The following is an 18,326-nucleotide window of genomic DNA, read 5'->3' as shown; positions in this document are numbered from 1 at the left end:
GGGCCCCCAGGTCGACTCGCGAGCCCGCACACAATACTGCCGCGCCGGGATACCGCGTTCTCCCCTCCCGCTGGAAGCGGGGCTACATCCGTCCGGGCGAGCTCTCTTCGGCTAGTTGCCAGAGGAGTTCGAAGCGTTCCTTGCACTCGCGGGTGTAGTCGGTGCGGGTCCGGAGGCGGGTCATGAAGAAGCCGAGCTGGCGGTTGGAAGCCGGGACGACTTCGTACGCGACCTCCTCGTCGAAGAGGATGAAGTCGGTCGGACTGTCGAGGATGGCCGGAATCTGGTTGTAGCGAAGCGCCCTGACCTCGATTCCGGCGCCGCGCTGCTCCTGGGTGATCGACCGGAAGTCCTCGTCGTTGAAGTCGGGGTCGCCCTCCATGATGAACAGGCGGCGGATGACCACTCCCCGGTTCTTCGCCTCGACCTGGGCCTTGAGGTAGCGCCGGCCGTGCTCGCTGGTCCAGAAGCCCCCGCTGAAGTTGTCCCCCCTGCCGTCGACCGTGGTGGTGCTGGTCGCGTCGAGGGTCTTCATGGTGGCGGTGGTGAGCTGGAGGATCCAGTTGTGGTCTTCGCCGTCGCAGGTCACCTCGCCCTCACCCCGGCTGAGCCTGTCGATCAGATCGGTGTCGCCCTTCACCAGGATCTCGGTGAACCGCCTGATCAGCGGCGGGCAGTCCTGGCCGAAGTTCACCACGGCCTCGCGGAACCGGGTGAAGGCCTCGCGGTCCAGGGCCGAGTCGCCCAGTGCCTGCTGCCACTTCGCGGACTCGATGGCCAGATCGGTCGCGCGCATCCACCGTTCGATCCCCTCGACCCGGCCGTCGAAGTCGATCAGCAGCTGCACCAGCATGATCACGCCGCCGATCAGGACCGACAGGGTGAGCGACTGGGCGACGTCCTGGTCCGCGACGAAGTTCGTGATGACGAAGGCGAAGGCCCCGGCGGCCGTGGCGACCGCGACCCTTCTGATCACGCCGCCGGTGCTGATCGACGGTAAGGGTTCTCTCGACACGCTCAACCACTTTCTGACATGAGGCTTCGCACAGCCTGATCACTTCTGCTGGAGCACGTAGCTGGCCTTGTCATGGAATCCGATGACGGTCCCGCCGTCCGCGACGAGCCGGCCCAGCGTGTCCCGCACCGCTCTGCGCCAGCGGACGGCCAGGTCGGAGCCGGCCATGCGGATGCCCTCGATGTCCGGGGGCACCTCGAGCAGGACCGTCTCGGAATCCGTCACGCGGAGCTCCGGTCCCCCGTCCGGCCCGACGACCAGCAGCCGCTGCGCGTCGGCCGGAACCTTGATCGGCATTGGCCGGCCCCGGTCGACCGCCCCTCTCACCTCGGGCTCCGTGATGTGCCAGACGACCCTGATGCGGTCGGACTGGTCATGCCCGTTGATGGCGTCGGGCATCTGCCCGTAGTGGTTCTCGAGGTACGCCTCGGCGCGCGCGCCGAGTTTGGCGAGGTTGAAGTGCGCGTTGCGGCGTACGAGCGGATCGAAGGTCCAGATGATCCGCTCGATCCCGTGGTCCATCGCCCAGCGGCGCTGGTGCAGCTTGAGTTCCAGGCCGGCGTGCGGCTTGACCGCGCCGGTCACGTACGACAGGAGCGCCCGGCCGTGCGGCGGGCCGAAGTGACCGACCGATGCGCCGACCAGCGCGCCGTCGAGAAACGCTCCGGCGACGTAGTTCCCCTCATACGCGTATCCGCGCATGATCTCCCGGAGGATCGAGAGTGCGCCGTCCTCGAACCCCCAGATCCGGTCGAACAACTCGCAGGCCGCGGCCAGCTCATCGAGCTCCCGCAGTTCCCGGATTACAAAAGCGGACATGCCCACCTGCCTGTGGTCGATGCTCTTGATCCAAGATGCGCGATCACGTATACATTTCTACAATGTATGCGGGAAGCTTCGGGAGGACTATTGCCCAGGCATCGCGAAACTGATCTTGGCCAGGAACGGTCAGCGAATTCAAGTTTCAACCGAGACGTTTCGTGGAACCAGATGGACTTGCCGGCCTACTGGAGGTCCAACTACCAGGAACCGCACGGGGACGATCTGAGCTTCGTCGCAATGGTCGGTTCCTTCATGGTCGACCACCTTCAGGGTAGAACCGACCTCCAAGGCGTCGATGTCGGCACCGGGGCCAATCTCTATCCCGCCTTCTCCATGCTCCCCTTTTGCTCCGCGCTGACGCTGATCGACATGTCCCCCTCCAGCATCAACTGGCTCACGCGCGAGCTCGGCGGCTCGTTGGACGCCTGGACCCCCTTCTGGGACGAGTTCGCCAAGATCCCCGCGTACGCGGCCGCCGGCCCGTTGCACGAGGCCATCAGGGCCCGCACCCGGATCGAGATCAAGCAGGCGTCGGTCTTCGACCTCCCCGGCGAGCAGTGGGACGTCGGCACGATGTTCTTCGTCGCCGAATCCATATCCGGGGACAGGGAGGAGTTCGAAGCGGCGCTCGCGCGGTTCGTCATGGCACTCCGGCCGGGTGCTCCGTTCGCCGTCGCGTTCATGGAGAACTCCGAAGGCTGGCGGGTCGGCGATCAAGACTTTCCGGCCGTGGCGATATCCATCGAGGATGTCGTCGCTTCTATGCCTTTTTGCACACAACTGCACCACGTGAAGCGGTTGAGCGCGGAGGAAAAGCCGATCCGTCCGGGCTATACTGGGATGATCTTGGCATGCGGCATCAAAAGATCAACTGAAGGCTGAGCACGATGAGGATTCAACCACGCGAAGAACTCCTCAACCTCTGGCGCTCCGTCGTGAAGGTCTCACTCGATGGAGACAAGTGGCAATGGGGCGGCCGGTACGAACGCAACTCGATCAGCGATGCCGAGCAGCTCCTGTGCATCATCTACCCGGCGACGGTCCTCCCCTACTTCCGCCTCGACCAGCCCGACGAGACCGCCGACGACATCCTCGAGGTGTTACGGCCGCTCGGCGACGAGTTGGACATCCCCCAGCGCCTGATCGAGCTGCTCATCGAGCACATCGAGTACTACACCGACAGCGACGGCCCCTCCTTCTCCGGAGGCAGCTACTTCAAGGGCGCCAAGGACGGCACCGAGCCCACCCCGAAGCAGATGCGGGTCGACGTCGTCGACTCGTACTCGATGGCGGTCTCGCTGATGCTGAGCACGCTGTCGCTCGTCCGCGGCTTCGGCAACACGCTCATGAACCCCGAGGTCGAACGCCGCCTGCGCCACCTCGAGCGGATCGCGAACGTCCGGCTGACCGCCGCGCTGGTGGGCCTGCTGCGCAGCTTCGTCATCAACGTCTTCACGCCCGACTCCGACGAAGGCCGGGCCCTGCTCGGCACGGTGAACCGGACCAACCGCTCGAATCGCCAGGTCGCCGAGGAACTGCGCTCGTCGCTGCAGGAGATCCGGGCCTCCCTCGGGGACGTGACCTTCGGCTTCCGCCAGCAGCGCGCCGCCGAACTGATCGAGAACCGCAACCGGCTGTTCGAGATCGGTTGGACCTGGGGCATCGCCGAGGACGCCCCGGAGGTGGAGATCGCCCCCTCGGTGACGAACCAGCGCACCGGCGTCGCGGAGAGCGCGCCCTTCCTGTACTTCACGGTGAACGCGCTGGACGGCATCGCCGACCTGTTCTCCGGACGCACGACCGTCCTCGGCCTCCTCAACGAGGAGCAGCAGCGCCTCGCCGGCGCGCTCAAGCTGCGGTGGGAGCTCACCCAGCGCTACTGGGGCACGATCGCCACCTTCGGCGACTCCCGCAGGTGGCCGCTGGAGGACCTGCCGTGGCGCACCACCGACGACCGGGAGTCCGACCACTTCAGCCTGCTGATCATCTCCCTCGTCCTCCAGGACCAGGAGGTCCGCGGCACGAGCACCATGGAACTCCCGCGGCTGGGGGAGATCCTCATGAAGCTCGGAGAGCGCGGCCGCGTGACCAGCCGGGCCACCCGGGACGACGCCGCCGTCGGGTACCACACGCCGGGAACGGAGATCCAGCTCGGCGGCAGCGGCGGCGACGGGCCCGACCTGATCTGGCGGCTCAACGACTTCTCCCCGCTGCTGCTGAAGAACGTCCTACGGCTGGCCAAGCTGTCCAGGGACGCCGATCTGCGGGAAGACCTCGTGCAGGCCGCGGACGAGATCTGGGACCACATCTTCCGGCGCCGGATCCAGCACTCGGTCCACGCGGGGCTCTGGGACGACGCGGCGAACGTCTTCGAGGGTCTCGACAAGCACAACGACCGCCCGTCGTGGTACTACACCGAGCGGATCGTCGAGTGCATCGTCATGGCGATCAACCTGATCCGGGATCCGCTCCCCCGCAGCAGCAGCATCCACGCCTACGCCCGTGGCATCCTCAGCGAGACCGACAACCTCTTCGATCTGGAGCTCCTCGAGGCCAACGTGGTCGACCGGGGAGCGCTGCGCGCCCAACTGGAGGAAGCCCGGCTCAACCTCAACCATGCGCATGAGATCGCGTCACTGCGGCCGGCCACCGCCGTCGGGATCGCGATGGAGATCCTGCGCATGCTGGAGAAGGTCGGTGTGGCCCGGCAGAACGCCGCGGAAGGGACCGGTTGACGTGCTCGTCATCGCCACCTCCGACAAAGGCGGCACCGGACGCTCGGTCACCACGTGCAACGTCGCCTACCGGCGCGCGATCCAGGGCGATGACGTCTGCTACCTGGACTTCGACTTCGGTTCGCCGACCGCGGGGGCGATCTTCGGGATCGAGCAGATGGCCCATGGGACCAAGGGCGAGGACGGGCTCCACCGGTATTTGCAGGGCAAGACGGTGACGCCCAGCCATGTCGACATCTGGTCGGAGAGCCGCCGGCCCCCGGGCACCGGCCCCCGGCCGACGGGCGCCGGGAACCTCGTCCTGTACCCCGGTGACCTCGGCGGCGGTGAGTTCACCGCCAAGCCCGAGGTCATCGAGCGCTGCGCCGAGCTGCTGCTGCAGTTGCAGAGCCAGTACTCGGTGATCTTCATCGACCTGAGCGCCGGGCGGTCCCACGCGGCGGAGATGATCCTCACCGTCACCGCGCGGGAGGAGCGGATCTCCGACACCCGCTGGCTGGTCTTCCACCGCTGGACCAGGCAGCACATCTCGGCCGCGGCGGACCTGGTCTTCGAGGACCGGGGGCTGCTGGAGTTCGGCAACCTGTTCGGCCACGACCGCGACGAGCTGCGCCGGCGCATCCGGTTCGTGCGGACGGCGGTGATCGACCCGAAGAGCGACCAGGGCGTGCTGGGGCTGCGCGCCGAGCAGGAGGCGTGGTTGCGCCAGGTCGACAAGGGCCTCAACGAGCAGGCCAACATCGCGGGGCTGGGCCGTACCTCCGTCATCGCGACGGTGCCCGTCGACCCGGTGCTCCAGTGGCGGGAGCAGCTCATCACCGACGAGGACGTCTACGCCGAGATCGCCAACGACGGCACCGTCGAGGCGTTCGCCAAGCTCGCCGCGAACCTCGACGACCCGGCGGCATGGAGCCGGCTGTGACGGAGCCCGAGTTGGAGGTCGACGTCCTCACGAGCCAGCCCCGCGTGGAGCTGGTGCCGCGCTCGCACCTGTCGCTCGAGCTCGGCCACCTGTACATGGAGGATCTGCTGGACGGTCCGGAGACCCTGCGCCGCCACTTCGAACGGATCGGCCCATGGGTGGACTTCGTCCGCGCCCGACACCCCGCGCCCCTGCGGATCAGCACCTGCTTCCTGGTCGACGACTACTTCAGCCAGCTGACCTCGCCCAAGAAGCTCGTCCCCGAGCTGCTCGACGCGGCGCACGACGCCGGGTTCGGCATCGACTACCTGGTGCGGGAGTCCGCGTGCGCATCCGCCGGCGACGTGTCTCCGGCGGAGCTGGTCCTGGGACGTATCGTCTCCGACCCCCCGCAGGGCAGCAACGGCCTCCGTCCCCCGGTCCACATCACCGGCTGGGTCTCCAACAGCAAGGACAGGCTCCGGCCCGACGGCTTGGACGAGGCGCTCGCCACCCGGCCCTGGCGCCCTCCCGAGGAGAACGGCGCACGGAGTCATAACATCTGCCTGGAGGTGCAGATCTGGGACGAACAGGACGGCCGGCGGCGGTGGTCCTGTGCGATGCTCTCGGCCGTCTGGCAGCTGCTCCGGCTGGGGCTTCTCCGCCACCAGGGCAAGCCCGTGGTCTCGCCCACGCGGTGGACGGCCGAGTACCCGGACCGTTGGGAGGACCTTCCGCCGCTGGTCCAGCTAGCCGACGCCGCCCAGCCGTTCGCCGCGTTCCAGACGATGTCGTTGCTCCAGGCCCGGTTCGCCGACGTGGAGGCCGCCGTGCGGACCATCCTCGACCAGGTGTTCGTCGATCCGGCCGTCACCGAGCAGACCGCCGCCCAGGCGGCGGCCCAGAAGGTCGATCTGCCAGGTGACGTCGTCGGCAGGATCTCCCATGTCTTCGGCGCCGGCTTCTGAGAGCGCCCTCTCCATCGGAGAGATCCGGACCGGCCTCCTCGCGCACTCCTCGCAACTGTCCATGGCGGAGACGGTCAGGCTGCTCGACCTGGTGCCCGGCGAGCAGGTGCGGCATGCCGCGCGTCCGCGCGCCTACGCCGTCTCGCCCCAGCGGTTGACCGGCATCGACTGCTTCATGCCTTCGCATTCGGGACGTCGTGTCCGGGGCGTCGGCACGTTCGCGACACGGGCCACCCTGACAGGCGGCCTGATCGTGCAGTCCTGCTCGCACACGACGCTCGTGCCGTCGTCCCGGCCATACCGGCAGGCGTGGTCGCATTACCTGGCCAATCCCGGCGTGGCCGAATACCTCGGCCGGCTGCGCCTGGAAGACGCGGCCGCGGGATTCGCCCAGGCCGAACACGGCCACCTGAACATCGAGATGGGGCGCACCGCCGAGTCCACGATCTTCAACCTGCAGCGGTCGCGGCTGCTCGACGGCAGGCAGCCGCTGCACGCTCCGCTGGGCCGGTGGCGGTGGGCGCTGCAGCCCGTGCGGGAGGACGGCGGCCCCGGCCTCTACCGCTTCACCGTCCTCCCCGAGGGCACCCGCCTGATCCGGCTCTCGGTCGTCTGGCCCGACGTGTCCGACCTGCTCGACCTGGTCGAGGACCTGGCGTTGCACGACTGGCTGCTCGACGTCGTCAACCGCCAGATCGAGCGGGCGCGGCCCGGCTCCGGGGATCTGGACCGGACGCTCCAGCACATCGGACCCGTCATCGACCACCTGCTTCACCACTGGATGCCCAAGGCCCGGGTCCAGCCGGGCCTCTACGGGTTGTGGGACGCCTTCGACCGGTTCCAGGGCCTGACCCGGCAGTGGGACCTGGCCACCGACCGGATCCGCGACCATGTGGCGCTCAACAGCCTGCGCCTGGTGCTGCGGACGGAGAGCGAATGGTCGGGGACGGGCTCGCGTTAGCTGTACCTGGCCATGATCATGGCCAGGTACAGCTAACGCGAGCGGCTCGAAGCGAGGCGCTCCGGCCTGCTCACATGCAGGTCGGCGCGGTCGTCCTGGGTCAGCGGCATGTCGAGCAGCAGCTTGGCGGCCAGTTGCGCGGTGCGCGGCGCCAGCGTGATGCCCAGTCCGTTGTGCCCGGTAGCCGCCAGAACGCGGCGGGACGGATCGACGTAGCCGAGGATCGGCAGCCCGTCCGACGTCCCCGGCCGGATCCCGGCGCGGGCGCCGAGGACCTCCCAATCGGCGACGGTCGGCAGGATTCGCCGCAGGTTGCGCAGGATGTCCTCCGTGGCCCGCGAAGACGTCCCCGGCGATGCGTCGCCCCGGTCATGGGTCACGCCCACGGCCACCCGGCCCTCGGCGTAGGGGGACGCACGGACGATGTGCGTCTCCTCGTCGTCGGGCAGCAGCGCGTCGCACTGGGTGCGCAGCCCGCCGCCCGGTGGAGTCGCGACCTCGAGTATCTGCCCCTTGATGGGGCAGAAGCTGTCGTCCCGCCAGTCGATGAAGTCCTTGACCAGCTCATGACTCAGGTGCCCCGCGGCGACGACCACCCGATCGGACCGCAGGACGCGCCCGGATCTCAGCACGACCCGTACGCCGTTCCCGTCCACGTGGATGGACTCGGCGCTGTCCTGGACGTAGGTGAAGCCGTCGTCGGCCTCAAGGACCGCCTCCAGCGCGGCCATCACTCGCACGGGCTCGACCGCCAGGTCGTCCGGCAGCCATAGCCCTCCCCTGACGGCGGGCCCCAGCAGCGGCTCGTGCCTGCGCGCGGCGTCCGCGCCCAGTTCCTCGGCGGCCACGCCGCGCTCGCGGAGGAGCGGAAGCACATCGTCGACCAGCCGGGCGTGCTCCTTTTCCTCGAGCGCCACGCAGAGGAGTCCCGAAGGGCGGAGTCCGATCGGCCGACCCCAGGCGGCGGAGAGCCGCTCGATCCAGCCTGGGTAAAGGTCACGGCTGCGTTGGGCCATGGGCCCGAGGGCGCCGTGTGCTTCGTCGTAGAGATGCGGGTTGATCCCACCGGCCGCCGCCTGCGAGGCGCTGGTCTTGACGCGGGCGCCGAACTCCCGCTCCACCACGGTGACCCGCAGGCGCGACCCGCATCGCAGGTGTTCAGCGATCCCACCTCCGATGACGCCTCCGCCGACGATGATCACATCGTGGTGGGTAGGGACCATCACAACTCCTTCGACACCAGGTCCTGAAAGTGGGCATCGCTAGAAGGATGCATCCCCGGAGGGAAGTTATATCACCGGCCGCTCTCCTGTCGGGCGAAGTAGAGTAGGTTTCCGGCATTCACCACGATACCCACCAAGCCGCTATGACCGGCATCCTGCGCCTAAATGGCGAGTCTAAGTTGGTCACTGTTTTTGGGCGCCCGCAGATGATGTCGCGAAGGGGCCGGCAACCGCCACCGGGAGCACGTCGAACGATCTCGCCCCAGTGAAGAGACCGCTCACCGCCCTAGACGGCGTTTTGCCGGTTATGTCACCCTTTGGCGCAGGGGGAGATGGACGGAGGGAGGCGGCATCAGATCGGGCACCGAGTGCGCATCCGAACGCCTGGCGCCATACCGAGGAATGCGAAACAATCTTGCGGGGCGGCGGTTCGGACATAAATTGAATTCGGCGCCTCTGCGACAGCACACGACCAACCCTCTCAGATAAAGACGATCGAGGGGCGGAGAGTTCAAAAGATTCACTGATATGCATATCTTAAATCAGACTTTTACCTAACCTGGCCGACGCCCGATTTCGGCCATCAGGTGCAAGCAGTGACGGATACCCCGAGATCGGCCGCGACCTGCCTATCGCTCACACTTTCGCGCACGCCGGCGCATTCCCTTGGCACACGCGGCACGACCCCGGACGCCCGGCCGCCCGCCAATCGGTTGACCTGGCGACAACGCGTCGACTCAGCACGATCTCCGCCCGGCAAAGCCATCTCTACGGCCTGGTCCAGGCCAACCCATAGAGATACGTTGTCAATCTGGACTTACCATTCCAGGTGCAGGCCGAAACCGGATCATGCCGCTGGGCCTGCGCATCGGAGAAGAGGTGCCGATGGACAGCCCAGCGATGGCCGGATGATGAGGATCGAGTACGTCGACCTGATCGAGGTCGCGCTGCCGCTCGTGAGCCCCTTCCGAATCTCGACCGGGACCATGACGGCCAGGGAGACGTTCCTGCTGCACGTGGTCACCGACGCCGCCGAGGGCTGGGCCGAATTCGCCGGAGACCCCGACCCGGGCTACTACCCGGAGTTCGCCGGCGCCGCCGAGATCGTCCTCCGCGACTTCCTGCTGCCCGGCGTCCTCGCGCTGCCCGAGCCGCGGGTCGCCGATCTCGCCCCGGTCTTCGCGGCGGTCAGGGGCAACCGCCTGGCCAAGGCGGCGCTCGAGACGGCGCTGCTGGACGCCGAGCTGCGCTCCTACGGGATGTCGCTCGGCACCTTCCTCGGCGCGTCACGGGAGGCCGTTCCGGTGGGCGTGTCCGTCGGCATCCAAGACTCGGTCGGCGAGCTGCTCGACGTGGTGGAGCGGTATCTCGCCGAGGGCTACGCCCGCATCAAACTGAAGATCGCCCCTGGCTGGGACCTTGAACCCGTGCGCGCGGTACGGGAACTGTTCGGGAACGACCTGCGGCTACAGGTGGACGCCAATACCGCCTACACCCTTGGCGATGCCAGGCACCTGCGCCGCTTGGACGAGTACGACCTGCTCCTCATCGAGGAGCCGTTGCAGGAAGACGACCTGTACGCCCACGCGCAGCTGCAACGACGACTGACGACCCCGATATGCCTGGACGAGTCCATCCACACCGCGCGCGACGCCGCCGCCGCCATCGCGCTCGACGCCTGCCGGGCCATCAACGTCAAGCCGGCCCGTGTCGGCGGCTACCTGGAGGCCCGGCGGATCCACGACCTCGCCGGCGCGCACGGGGTCCCCGTCTGGTGCGGCGGCAACCTCGAAACCGGCGTGGGCCGCGCCGCCAACCTGGCGCTGGCCGCTCTGCCCGGCTTCACCCTCCCCGGCGATCTGTCGGCCTCGGACCGCTATTTCGCCGAGGACCTCACCGAGCCGTTCGTCCTGCACCACGACCTCATGCGCGTGCCCGACGGGCCGGGCATCGGCATCGATCCCCGGCCGGACGCGCTGGACCGGCACACCGTCGCCGTCAGGCGACTCCACCCGCGGGAGTGACCGTCAGGAGGCCTGCGCCTTGTTGCGGTGGAGTCTGCGGAGCATGAGGGCGACGGTGAGTCTTACTCGGCCGGGGTGGTCGCGTAGGGGCCAGCCTAGGAGGCGTTCGGCTTGGGTCGTTCGCTCCTGCAGGGTGGAGTGGTGGACCTTCAGGGCCGCGGCCGCCGTGCGCAGGCTTCCGCCGGAGGCCAGGGCGTCCAAGGTCGGCAGCATCCAGGGGGCGGTGGCCGCCGCTCGTTCCACGGCGGCGATGTCGGGCACGGTGTCGGGGGGTGCGTCCGCTGCGGCCGCCAGCAGGATGAGGCCGCCCAGATCTTCGGCGTAGACGATCCTCGGACCGGGGTCGGTCGGCGTGCCTTGCGCGGTGAACTGCGCGGCCGCTCGTGCCGCCGCCACCGTCTTGGGCAGTTCCAGAAGGGGCACCGCGGGGCCAACGCCGGCGCGTGAGTCGCTCTCCGGGGACGTGGTGCCGACGTGGAGCGGGCCATCGAACTCGGCGACGACGCGGGCGAGCTCTGACGGCTTCAGCCGCAGTCGCTTCGCGGCATGGGAGCGGTCCTCCACCGACGCGGCGGCGTCCAGGAGCACCTCCACGAGTTCGGCGTCGTGGCGCGGCTGCGGGCGGGCCCGGCCGCGGGTGCGGTCGAGGATCGTGCGGGCCGACATCGCGGCCCGCTCCATCACCATCGCTTCGACGGGTCCGGGTGGTCCGGGATGTTCCAGCCACACGGTGATGTGGGAGTCGACGGTCAGCCGGCACCATCCGGCCTGGGGCTCGGACGGCGCGAGCTCGGTGCGGGTCCCGTCGGGCGTCACCCGGATGCGGACGCCGCGGTCGGTGTCGACGAGCACGGCCGGATGGCCGGACAGGACGGCGGCGCCGCGCACGACGTTCTCCAGTCCGGCGCGGCGCTCGATCAGCTGGTCGAAGAACGTGATGACCCGCAGCGCGGCCCCGGCGTCCGGGTCCAGCGCCTCCAGGCGGCCGACCAGCTCTCTCATCGGTTCATTGTGCTCAGGGCCGGCTCAGGTCGCCAGCAGCCGGCGCAGCCAGTCGTGCCGGGCCCGGGTCATGGCCTGCGACAGCGCCGCCTGCGGCATCCAGGCGTCGAAGGCGTGGAATCCCCTGGGCCAGACGTGCAGTTCGGCGTCGCCGCCCGCTTGCCATATCCGGTCCGCGTACGCGACGGCCTCGTCCCTGAACGTCTCCGCCGAGCCCACGTCGATGAACGTGGGCGGCAGCCCGGACAGGTCGGTGGCCCTCGCCGGCGCGGCGTAGGGAGAGACGTCGGGTCGGCCGTACGCCGGTCCCAGGAGAGCGCGCCAGCCGGTCTCGTTCGAGACCTGGTCCCAGACGCCCAGTCCCCGCATCTGCAGCGTGGAGCAGCTGTCGTTGCGGTCGTCCAGCATGGGGTAGCCGAGCATCTGGCCGAACAGCGCGGGGCCTCCGCGGTCTCGGGACAGCAGGGTGGCCGCCGCCGCGAGGCCGCCGCCGGCGCTCACCCCGACGATCACGATGCGGTCGGGGTCGATGAACAGCTCGTCGGCGTGCTCGGCGATCCAGCTCAGCCCGGCGTAGCAGTCCTCCACCGAGGCGGGGAAGGGGTGCTCGGGCGCCAGCCGGTACTCCACCGACACCACCGCCATGGCGTGCGGCTCGGCCAGGTCCAGCATCGGCGTCATGCCGGACCGGCGGGTGCCCGCGACCATGCCGCCGTCGTGCACGTGGTAGATCACCGGGGCGGGCGCGTCCAGCGCCGTCGGCGTGCACACCAGCAGTGCGACGTCGGGGGCGCCGGCGGGGCCGGGCACGCGGTGGTCGGCGAAGGTGTAGGCGCCGCCCCGGCGCAGCCCGTCGTCGCCGACCGCGTGGGCGGCGACGTGACCGGTGCGGAGGGCGCCGATCAGGTCCGGGGTCAACGGCACCGGTGCGCCGCCCTGCACGACGGCCAGGCCGGCGGCCAGCTCGGCGTCGAACGGCGGGGGCGGCCCGATCGTGCGCGCCCGGCTGCTGCCCATCTCCGTCATGACTCCCCATCGTCGCGACCGCTCCCGCCGCGCGGGCACCCGCCGGTTGGCGGGGAAGCTCCGACGGATGGCGGGTAGCTCGGGAAACCGCCCTGCGTGATGGTTTCCAAAACGTGTCGGGCGTCACCCGGCGCCGATCAAACCTCAGGTTGATTACGGTACCCGGCTCCGCTTCGGCGGCGACGGCGACCCGGTTTCAGTCCATGAGGCGTTCCACCCGCCTGGTGGGACGGTACATCTGGAGGGCCCATGTTCGTTCGGAGTCGATCGCGTGCGATCGCCGTCGCGGGCGCATCGCTCGCGCTGATGGCCTCCCTGGCCGCGTGCAACGGCGACGACGCTGGAGCGGCCGGCGCCGGCGGCGGAGGGGGCGCGGGCGTGAACGCGCCGCCGCCGACCCCGCCGGCGGGGGTGGCGAAGTTCGAGGACGCCGAGCCCGGCAGCGGTGCGGGCCTGACCATCGGCTTCACCCAGCTGAACCTCTCCGTCGGCTTCCCGCAGGACGTGCAGCGCGGCGTGGAGGAGCAGGCCAAGAGGGCGGGCGTCAAGCTGATCACCTGCGACTCCAGGGCCGACGCGGCGGTCGCGCTGGACTGCGCCAAGCAGTTCAAGACCCAGAAGGCCCAGGGTCTGATCACCTTCCAGGCCGACGCCGGCGCCGCGCCGCGGATCTGCGACGCGGGCCCGTCCGTGCCGGTGATGGCCGTGGACATCGAGCAGAAGCCATGCCAGACGACCTTCATGGGGGCCGCGAACGAGTACGCCGGCCAGCTCGTCGGCTACAACGTCGGCCTGTACTTCGCCAAGCAGAACAAGTGCAAGTACGACGCCTTCGTCTCGCTGGAGTCCAAGGCGGTCGGCCAGGTCAACGAGCTGCGGATGGGCGGCATCCGCAAGGGCTTCGAGAGCGTCTGCGGCAAGATCCACAACCTGCGGACGCTCGACACCGGGCCCGGCGGCCTCAGCGAGCCGGCGCAGCGGCAGATGACCGACACGCTGACCGCGCTGCCCGGCGCTAAGCACGTGATCGTCGTGGGCATCAACGAGGACGTAGTCATCGGCGCCCTGGCGGCGGCCCGCGCCCAGAACCGGATGGACGACCTCTACCTGGGCGTGCAGAACCTCAACCCCAAGAACTGCGTCATCTACAACTCCCCGCACTGGCTGGGCAGCGTCGCCTACTTCCCGGAGAAGTACGGCCAGATCCTCGTCCCGAACCTGATCAAGGCGATGAAGGGCGAGAAGCTCCCCGCCGAGCTCCTGGTGCCGCACGAGTTCGTCACCAAGGACACCGTCAAGCGGTACTACCCGTCGTACGCGTGCTAGGGGGCTCCTCGATGTCCTTCCTGAGCACCCGCGGCATCACCAAGTCCTTCGGCCCGGTCGAGGTCCTGCACGGCATCGACTTCACCGCGGAGGCCGGATCGGTGGTGGCGCTGCTGGGCGAGAACGGCGCCGGCAAGAGCACCTTCGTCAAGATCCTCGCCGGTGACCACGGCGCGGACGGCGGCGAGATCCTCATCGACGGCGAGCACCGCCGCTTCGGTTCGGTGGCCGAGGCCCGCTCCGCCGGCATCCGCCTGATCTCGCAGGAGATCGCCGACGCGGGCACGCTGACCGTGGCGGAGAACGTGGTGCTGGGCGCGTGGCCGCGGCGGCTGGGCGTGGTGAGCCGGAAGGAGACGCATCGCCGCGCGGCCGGGCTGCTGGACCGGCTGCGCGCCGACATCCCGCTGAACCGGCCGGTCAGCGAGCTGCGGTTGGGCGAGCGGCAGATCGTCGAGATCGCCCGGGCGCTGGCCGGGGAGAGCCGGTGCCTGCTGTTCGACGAGCCCACCGCGGCGCTGTCGGACGTGGAGGCCGGACGGCTGTTCGAGCTGATCGCCGATCTGCGCGACTCCGGCGTGGCGATCGTGTACATCACGCACCGGCTCGACGAGGTGTTCCGGATCGCCGACCGGGCCTGCGTGCTGCGCGACGGCCGCATCTCGCTCGACCGGCCGGTGGCCGAGGTGACCACCGCCGACCTGGTGCGGGCCATGGTGGGCCGGGCGGTCGTCGCCCGCCGGTTCGTCGGGCCGCAGGACGGGCCGTCCTCGCGCGAGTCCGCGGTTCTGGCCCTGCGCGACGCGTCCGGTGACAACTTCACCGACGTGTCGCTGTCCATCGCCCCCGGCGAGGTGGTCGGGCTGTACGGCAAGGTCGGTTCCGGCGTTTCCGAGGTGGCCGAGACGCTGTTCGGGATGCGCCGGACGGCGCGGGGCGAACTCCGCCTCGACGGCAAGGACCTCCGGCTGCGCACCCCGGCGGACGCGATCCGGGCCGGAGTGGGCTTCCTTCCGCCGGACCGGCAGGGCCAGGCGGTGCTGCCGTCGCGGTCGGTGGCGGAGAACCTCGCCGCGCCGAGCTGGCGGCGCCTGGCCGGACGGGGCGGCCTGATGACCCGCGGGCGGGAGGCGCGGGCCTACCGGCGCTGGCACGAGGCCCTGTCCGTCCGCTCGCGCAACAGCCCGGACCAGAGCATCGGCACCCTGTCCGGCGGCAACCAGCAGAAGGTGCTGCTGGCCCGCTGGCTGGAATGCGGCTCCCGCGTCCTGGTGCTGGCCGAGCCGACGCGGGGCGTCGACGTCGGCGCCCGGCAGGAGATCTACCAGGCGATCCGCCGCCTCGCCGCCGACGGCACCGGCGTCCTGGTCGCGTCCTCCGACTACGAGGACGTCGTCGCGGTCGCCGACCAGGCGGCGGTCATGGTCCGCGGGCGGATCGTCGCCGTTCTCGGCGGTGCCGAGATCACCACCGACCGACTCACCGAATCTGCGGGAGGAGCTCTCAGTGTCCGATAGCACCGTCGAGCGGGGGTCCGCGGCCGCGGCCGTGGAACGGGACCCGGCGCCGGAGGGGAGCGCCGGCCGGGGGTCCGCGCTCGCCCGGATCCCCAACAGCGCCGCGCTGGTGGTCTTCCTGATCCTGGAGATCGCCTTCTTCAGTGCGAACTCCCCGTACTTCCTCAACTGGGACAACGCGACCAACATCCTGACCGCCATCTCGATCACCGGTGTGCTCGCGGCCGGTGCCACGCTGCTGCTGGTCTCCGGGCAGTTCGACCTGTCGGTGGGCAGCGGCGTGGGGTTCGTCGGCCTGCTGCTGATCAAGCTCCAGCCCGAGCTCGGCACGGCGCAGGCGGTGCTGGTGGCGGTCGTCGGGGGCATCGCCATCGGGCTGCTCAACGGCTTCCTGGTCAACGTGCTGGGCATCAACGCGCTGATCACGACGCTCGGCACCCTCGCCATCTTCCGCGGCCTGACGCTGGCGGTCGGCAAGGGCCAGAACATCGCGGTCGACGGATTCGGCTGGGCGCTGGCCCGGCCCTTCCTCGACGTCCCGGCGCCGGCGCTGGTCTTCCTCGCCGTGGCCGCCGTGTTCGCACTGTTCATGGGCTTCACCGTCTACGGGCGGGAGATGTACGCCATCGGCGCCAACTCCAACGCCGCGAGGCTGGTCGGCATCCGGGTCAAGCGCAACCTGTTCCTGGCGTTCGTCATCTCCGGGCTGTGCATGGCGCTGGCCGGGCTGCTCAACACCTCCCTCATCGGGTCCTCGTCCGGAACCACCGGAACGGGCCTGGAACTGGCGGCGGTCACCGCGGTGATCCTGGGCGGCACCAGCCTGCAGGGCGGCACCGGCGGCGTGTTCGGCACCATCATCGGCCTGCTCATCGTGGGCGTCCTCAGCAACGGGCTCACGCTGATGAACGTCGACTCGTCCTGGCAGCAGGTCGCCACGGGCTCGCTGCTGATCCTGGCGGTCGCGTTCGACCGGTTCCGCGCCAAGCTGCTGAGCGCTCGCCGATGACCGCCCGTTCCCACACCGTGCGCCGCGACGTCGACGTGCCGATGAGCGACGGCGTGAACCTGTCCACCGACATCTGGCTTCCCGAAGGCCACGGCCCGTTTCCGGTGCTGCTCCAGCGGATGCCGTATGACAAGTCGTCATCGCTCATGGCGCAGCACATCATCGGGCTGGAGATCCTGCGCGCGCTCGACGCCGGTTTCGCGGTCGTCGTCCAGGACACCCGCGGGCGGTACGCCTCGGAGGGCGTCTTCACCCCGTTCGCGCATGAGGCGGACGACGGCCGCGACACCATCGCCTGGCTCCTGGAGCAGGATTTCTGCGACGGAGACGTGTTCATGTACGGCGCCTCCTACATCGGCGCCACCCAGTTGCTGGCCGCGTCGGTCGCGCCCAAGGGCCTGCGCGCCATCGCCCCCCAGTTGACCGGCTCCGACTACTACGAAGGCTGGACGTACCGCGGCGGCGCACTGCAACTGGGGTTCGTCCTCCTGTGGATCATCGAGTCGCTCGCACCGCCGGACCTCGAACGGCGCGAGTCGGGCGAGGCGGCCCGGGAGCTTCTAGACGAACTCGGCAAGGACCCCTGGAGCGTGATGGACCGGCTGCCCCTGCGGCGTCCCGACCTCCAGACGATCTCCCCCTACCTGCGGGACTGGCTCGACCACCCGGCCCGCGACGAGTTCTGGGACGCCATCGACCCGTCCCGCGCTTACGGGCGTATGGACGTCGCCGCACTCCACATCGGCGGCTGGAACGACATCTTCGTCGAAGGCACGCTGCGGAACTTCCAGCGGCTCAGCGCGGAGGCCGCGACCGACGACGCGCGCCGCCGGCAGTACCTGGTCGTCGGCCCGTGGTCGCACGGCAACCTCAGCACGTGGCAGGGCGACGGCTGGCACGGATACGGCGCCGAGACCGACCTGACCGCGATGCACCTGGAGTTCTTCTCGGCCCTCGCCGAGGGCCGGGAGCCGGATCTGCCGAAGGCGCGGATCTTCTTCACCGGCTCCGACACCTGGCACGTCCTGCCGTCCTGGCCACCGCCCGCCACCACCCCGACGTCCTGGACCCTGGACGCCGGCGGCCGCCTGACACGGGACGGTACCGCTGAGCCGGGGACGCTGACCTACCGCTCCGATCCGGCGAACCCTGTCCCGACCGCCGGTGGGGCGACGTTCCTGCCGGGCCTGCGCGTCGCCCGCAACTCCGGGCCCAAGGACCAGTCCGAGATCGAGGCGCGCCGGGACGTGCTGGTGCTCACCTCGGCGCCGCTGGAGTCCGACCTGACCATCGCCGGCGAGGTGGTCCTGCACCTGGAGGCGGCGTCGTCCGCCGAGGACTGCGACTGGACGGCGCGCCTCACCGAGGTCGACGCGGACGGCCGGTCGACCGGACTCGTGGACGGCATCGTCCGAGCGCGGTACCGGCACGGCGGCGCCCCCGTCCCGCTCCAACCGGGCCGCCGCGAGTCGTACCGGCTGCCGCTGGGCTCACTGGCCCACGTCGTCCCGGCGGGGCACCGCCTCCGCCTGCAGATCGCCTCGTCGAACCACCCCCGGTTCGACCGGAACCCGCAGACAATGGCGGAGCCGGCGGCCGCCACACCCGACGATTTCGCGATCGCCGAACAAACCGTCTTCGTAGGCGCCGGCGCCACCCGCCTCCTCATCCCGGTAGCCCCAAACCTCCTACCAGGCCAGCGCAGATGAATCAGGCCCTTCAGTAGGGACTCCCCCGCACGAGTGGCGTCCTGTCCCGACCGGGCCGGCTCTCCCGGTGGAGAGTCGGCCCCTTCGC

The 18,326-nt window shown here is 69.7% G+C and carries 15 protein-coding genes; 10 read left to right on the top strand and 5 right to left on the bottom strand.

Annotation, left to right across the window (positions count from 1 at the left end):
* Positions 1–82: 82 nt before the first annotated feature.
* Both K4S16_RS25570 and K4S16_RS25565 read right to left on the bottom strand, forming a co-directional pair.
* Positions 83–976, bottom strand: coding sequence for a hypothetical protein (locus K4S16_RS25570; protein WP_149261555.1), 894 nt, complete (start codon positions 974–976; stop codon positions 83–85).
* Positions 977–1,054: 78 nt separating this feature from the next.
* Positions 1,055–1,834, bottom strand: coding sequence for a GNAT family N-acetyltransferase (locus tag K4S16_RS25565; protein ID WP_149261554.1), 780 nt, complete (start codon positions 1,832–1,834; stop codon positions 1,055–1,057).
* Positions 1,835–1,900: 66 nt separating this feature from the next.
* Between K4S16_RS25565 and K4S16_RS25560 the strand changes: the two genes are divergently transcribed.
* Genes K4S16_RS25560 through K4S16_RS25540 form a run of 5 tightly spaced genes read left to right on the top strand, consistent with a single transcriptional unit; the run spans position 1,901 to position 7,402 of the window.
* On the top strand, positions 1,901–2,719 hold the full coding sequence (locus K4S16_RS25560) for an SCO2525 family SAM-dependent methyltransferase (RefSeq protein ID WP_268843272.1): 819 nt from the start codon (positions 1,901–1,903) through the stop codon (positions 2,717–2,719).
* 5 nt (positions 2,720–2,724) lie between these two features.
* Positions 2,725–4,572 (top strand): SCO2524 family protein, encoded by a 1,848-nt coding sequence (locus K4S16_RS25555; protein WP_149261552.1) that lies wholly within the window; start codon positions 2,725–2,727, stop codon positions 4,570–4,572.
* Between the two features lies 1 nt (position 4,573).
* Complete coding sequence (locus tag K4S16_RS25550) at positions 4,574–5,494, top strand: SCO2523 family variant P-loop protein (protein WP_149261551.1); 921 nt, start codon at positions 4,574–4,576, stop codon at positions 5,492–5,494.
* Positions 5,491–6,441 (top strand): SCO2522 family protein, encoded by a 951-nt coding sequence (locus tag K4S16_RS25545; protein ID WP_200842106.1) that lies wholly within the window; start codon positions 5,491–5,493, stop codon positions 6,439–6,441. Before K4S16_RS25550 ends, K4S16_RS25545 begins: the two co-directional genes overlap by 4 nt.
* Positions 6,419–7,402: an SCO2521 family protein gene (locus K4S16_RS25540; RefSeq protein WP_149261549.1), complete on the top strand. Its 984-nt coding sequence runs from the start codon at positions 6,419–6,421 to the stop codon at positions 7,400–7,402. The genes K4S16_RS25545 and K4S16_RS25540 overlap by 23 nt, the downstream gene beginning before the upstream one ends.
* A 32-nt stretch (positions 7,403–7,434) precedes the next feature.
* Here K4S16_RS25540 and K4S16_RS25535 read toward each other — a convergent pair whose 3' ends face one another.
* A complete protein-coding gene (locus tag K4S16_RS25535; protein WP_149261548.1) occupies positions 7,435–8,625 on the bottom strand; it encodes an FAD-binding oxidoreductase in 1,191 nt (396 codons plus the stop codon).
* A gap of 911 nt (positions 8,626–9,536) precedes the next feature.
* Here K4S16_RS25535 and menC point away from each other — a divergent pair.
* Positions 9,537–10,649 (top strand): o-succinylbenzoate synthase, encoded by a 1,113-nt coding sequence (gene menC, locus K4S16_RS25530; protein WP_149261671.1) that lies wholly within the window; start codon positions 9,537–9,539, stop codon positions 10,647–10,649.
* 3 nt (positions 10,650–10,652) lie between these two features.
* On the opposite strand, the gene K4S16_RS25525 is transcribed toward menC, so the two are convergent.
* Together K4S16_RS25525 and K4S16_RS25520 are read right to left on the bottom strand one after the other, a co-directional pair.
* Positions 10,653–11,651, bottom strand: coding sequence for a helix-turn-helix domain-containing protein (locus tag K4S16_RS25525; protein ID WP_149261547.1), 999 nt, complete (start codon positions 11,649–11,651; stop codon positions 10,653–10,655).
* Positions 11,652–11,675: 24 nt separating this feature from the next.
* Entirely contained in the window at positions 11,676–12,677 is a 1,002-nt protein-coding gene (locus tag K4S16_RS25520; protein WP_149261546.1) for an alpha/beta hydrolase, read from the bottom strand.
* A gap of 249 nt (positions 12,678–12,926) precedes the next feature.
* Between K4S16_RS25520 and K4S16_RS25515 the strand changes: the two genes are divergently transcribed.
* The 4 genes from K4S16_RS25515 to K4S16_RS25500 are packed head-to-tail and all read left to right on the top strand — an operon-like array spanning position 12,927 to position 18,238.
* Positions 12,927–14,003, top strand: a complete 1,077-nt coding sequence (locus tag K4S16_RS25515; protein ID WP_200842105.1) for a sugar ABC transporter substrate-binding protein — start codon at positions 12,927–12,929, stop codon at positions 14,001–14,003.
* Between the two features lie 11 nt (positions 14,004–14,014).
* Positions 14,015–15,520, top strand: coding sequence for a sugar ABC transporter ATP-binding protein (locus tag K4S16_RS25510; RefSeq protein ID WP_149261545.1), 1,506 nt, complete (start codon positions 14,015–14,017; stop codon positions 15,518–15,520).
* Complete coding sequence (locus tag K4S16_RS25505) at positions 15,510–16,529, top strand: ABC transporter permease (RefSeq protein ID WP_200842104.1); 1,020 nt, start codon at positions 15,510–15,512, stop codon at positions 16,527–16,529. Before K4S16_RS25510 ends, K4S16_RS25505 begins: the two co-directional genes overlap by 11 nt.
* Positions 16,526–18,238 (top strand): CocE/NonD family hydrolase, encoded by a 1,713-nt coding sequence (locus K4S16_RS25500; protein ID WP_149261544.1) that lies wholly within the window; start codon positions 16,526–16,528, stop codon positions 18,236–18,238. The genes K4S16_RS25505 and K4S16_RS25500 overlap by 4 nt, the downstream gene beginning before the upstream one ends.
* Positions 18,239–18,326 lie beyond the last annotated feature (88 nt).

It is taken from the genome of Actinomadura sp. K4S16 (assembly GCF_008327685.1).
In the GTDB taxonomy this organism is placed as follows: domain Bacteria; phylum Actinomycetota; class Actinomycetes; order Streptosporangiales; family Streptosporangiaceae; genus Spirillospora.
The sequence above is the reverse complement of the archived record's forward strand: the minus strand, read 5'-3'. Positions and strand labels throughout refer to the sequence as shown.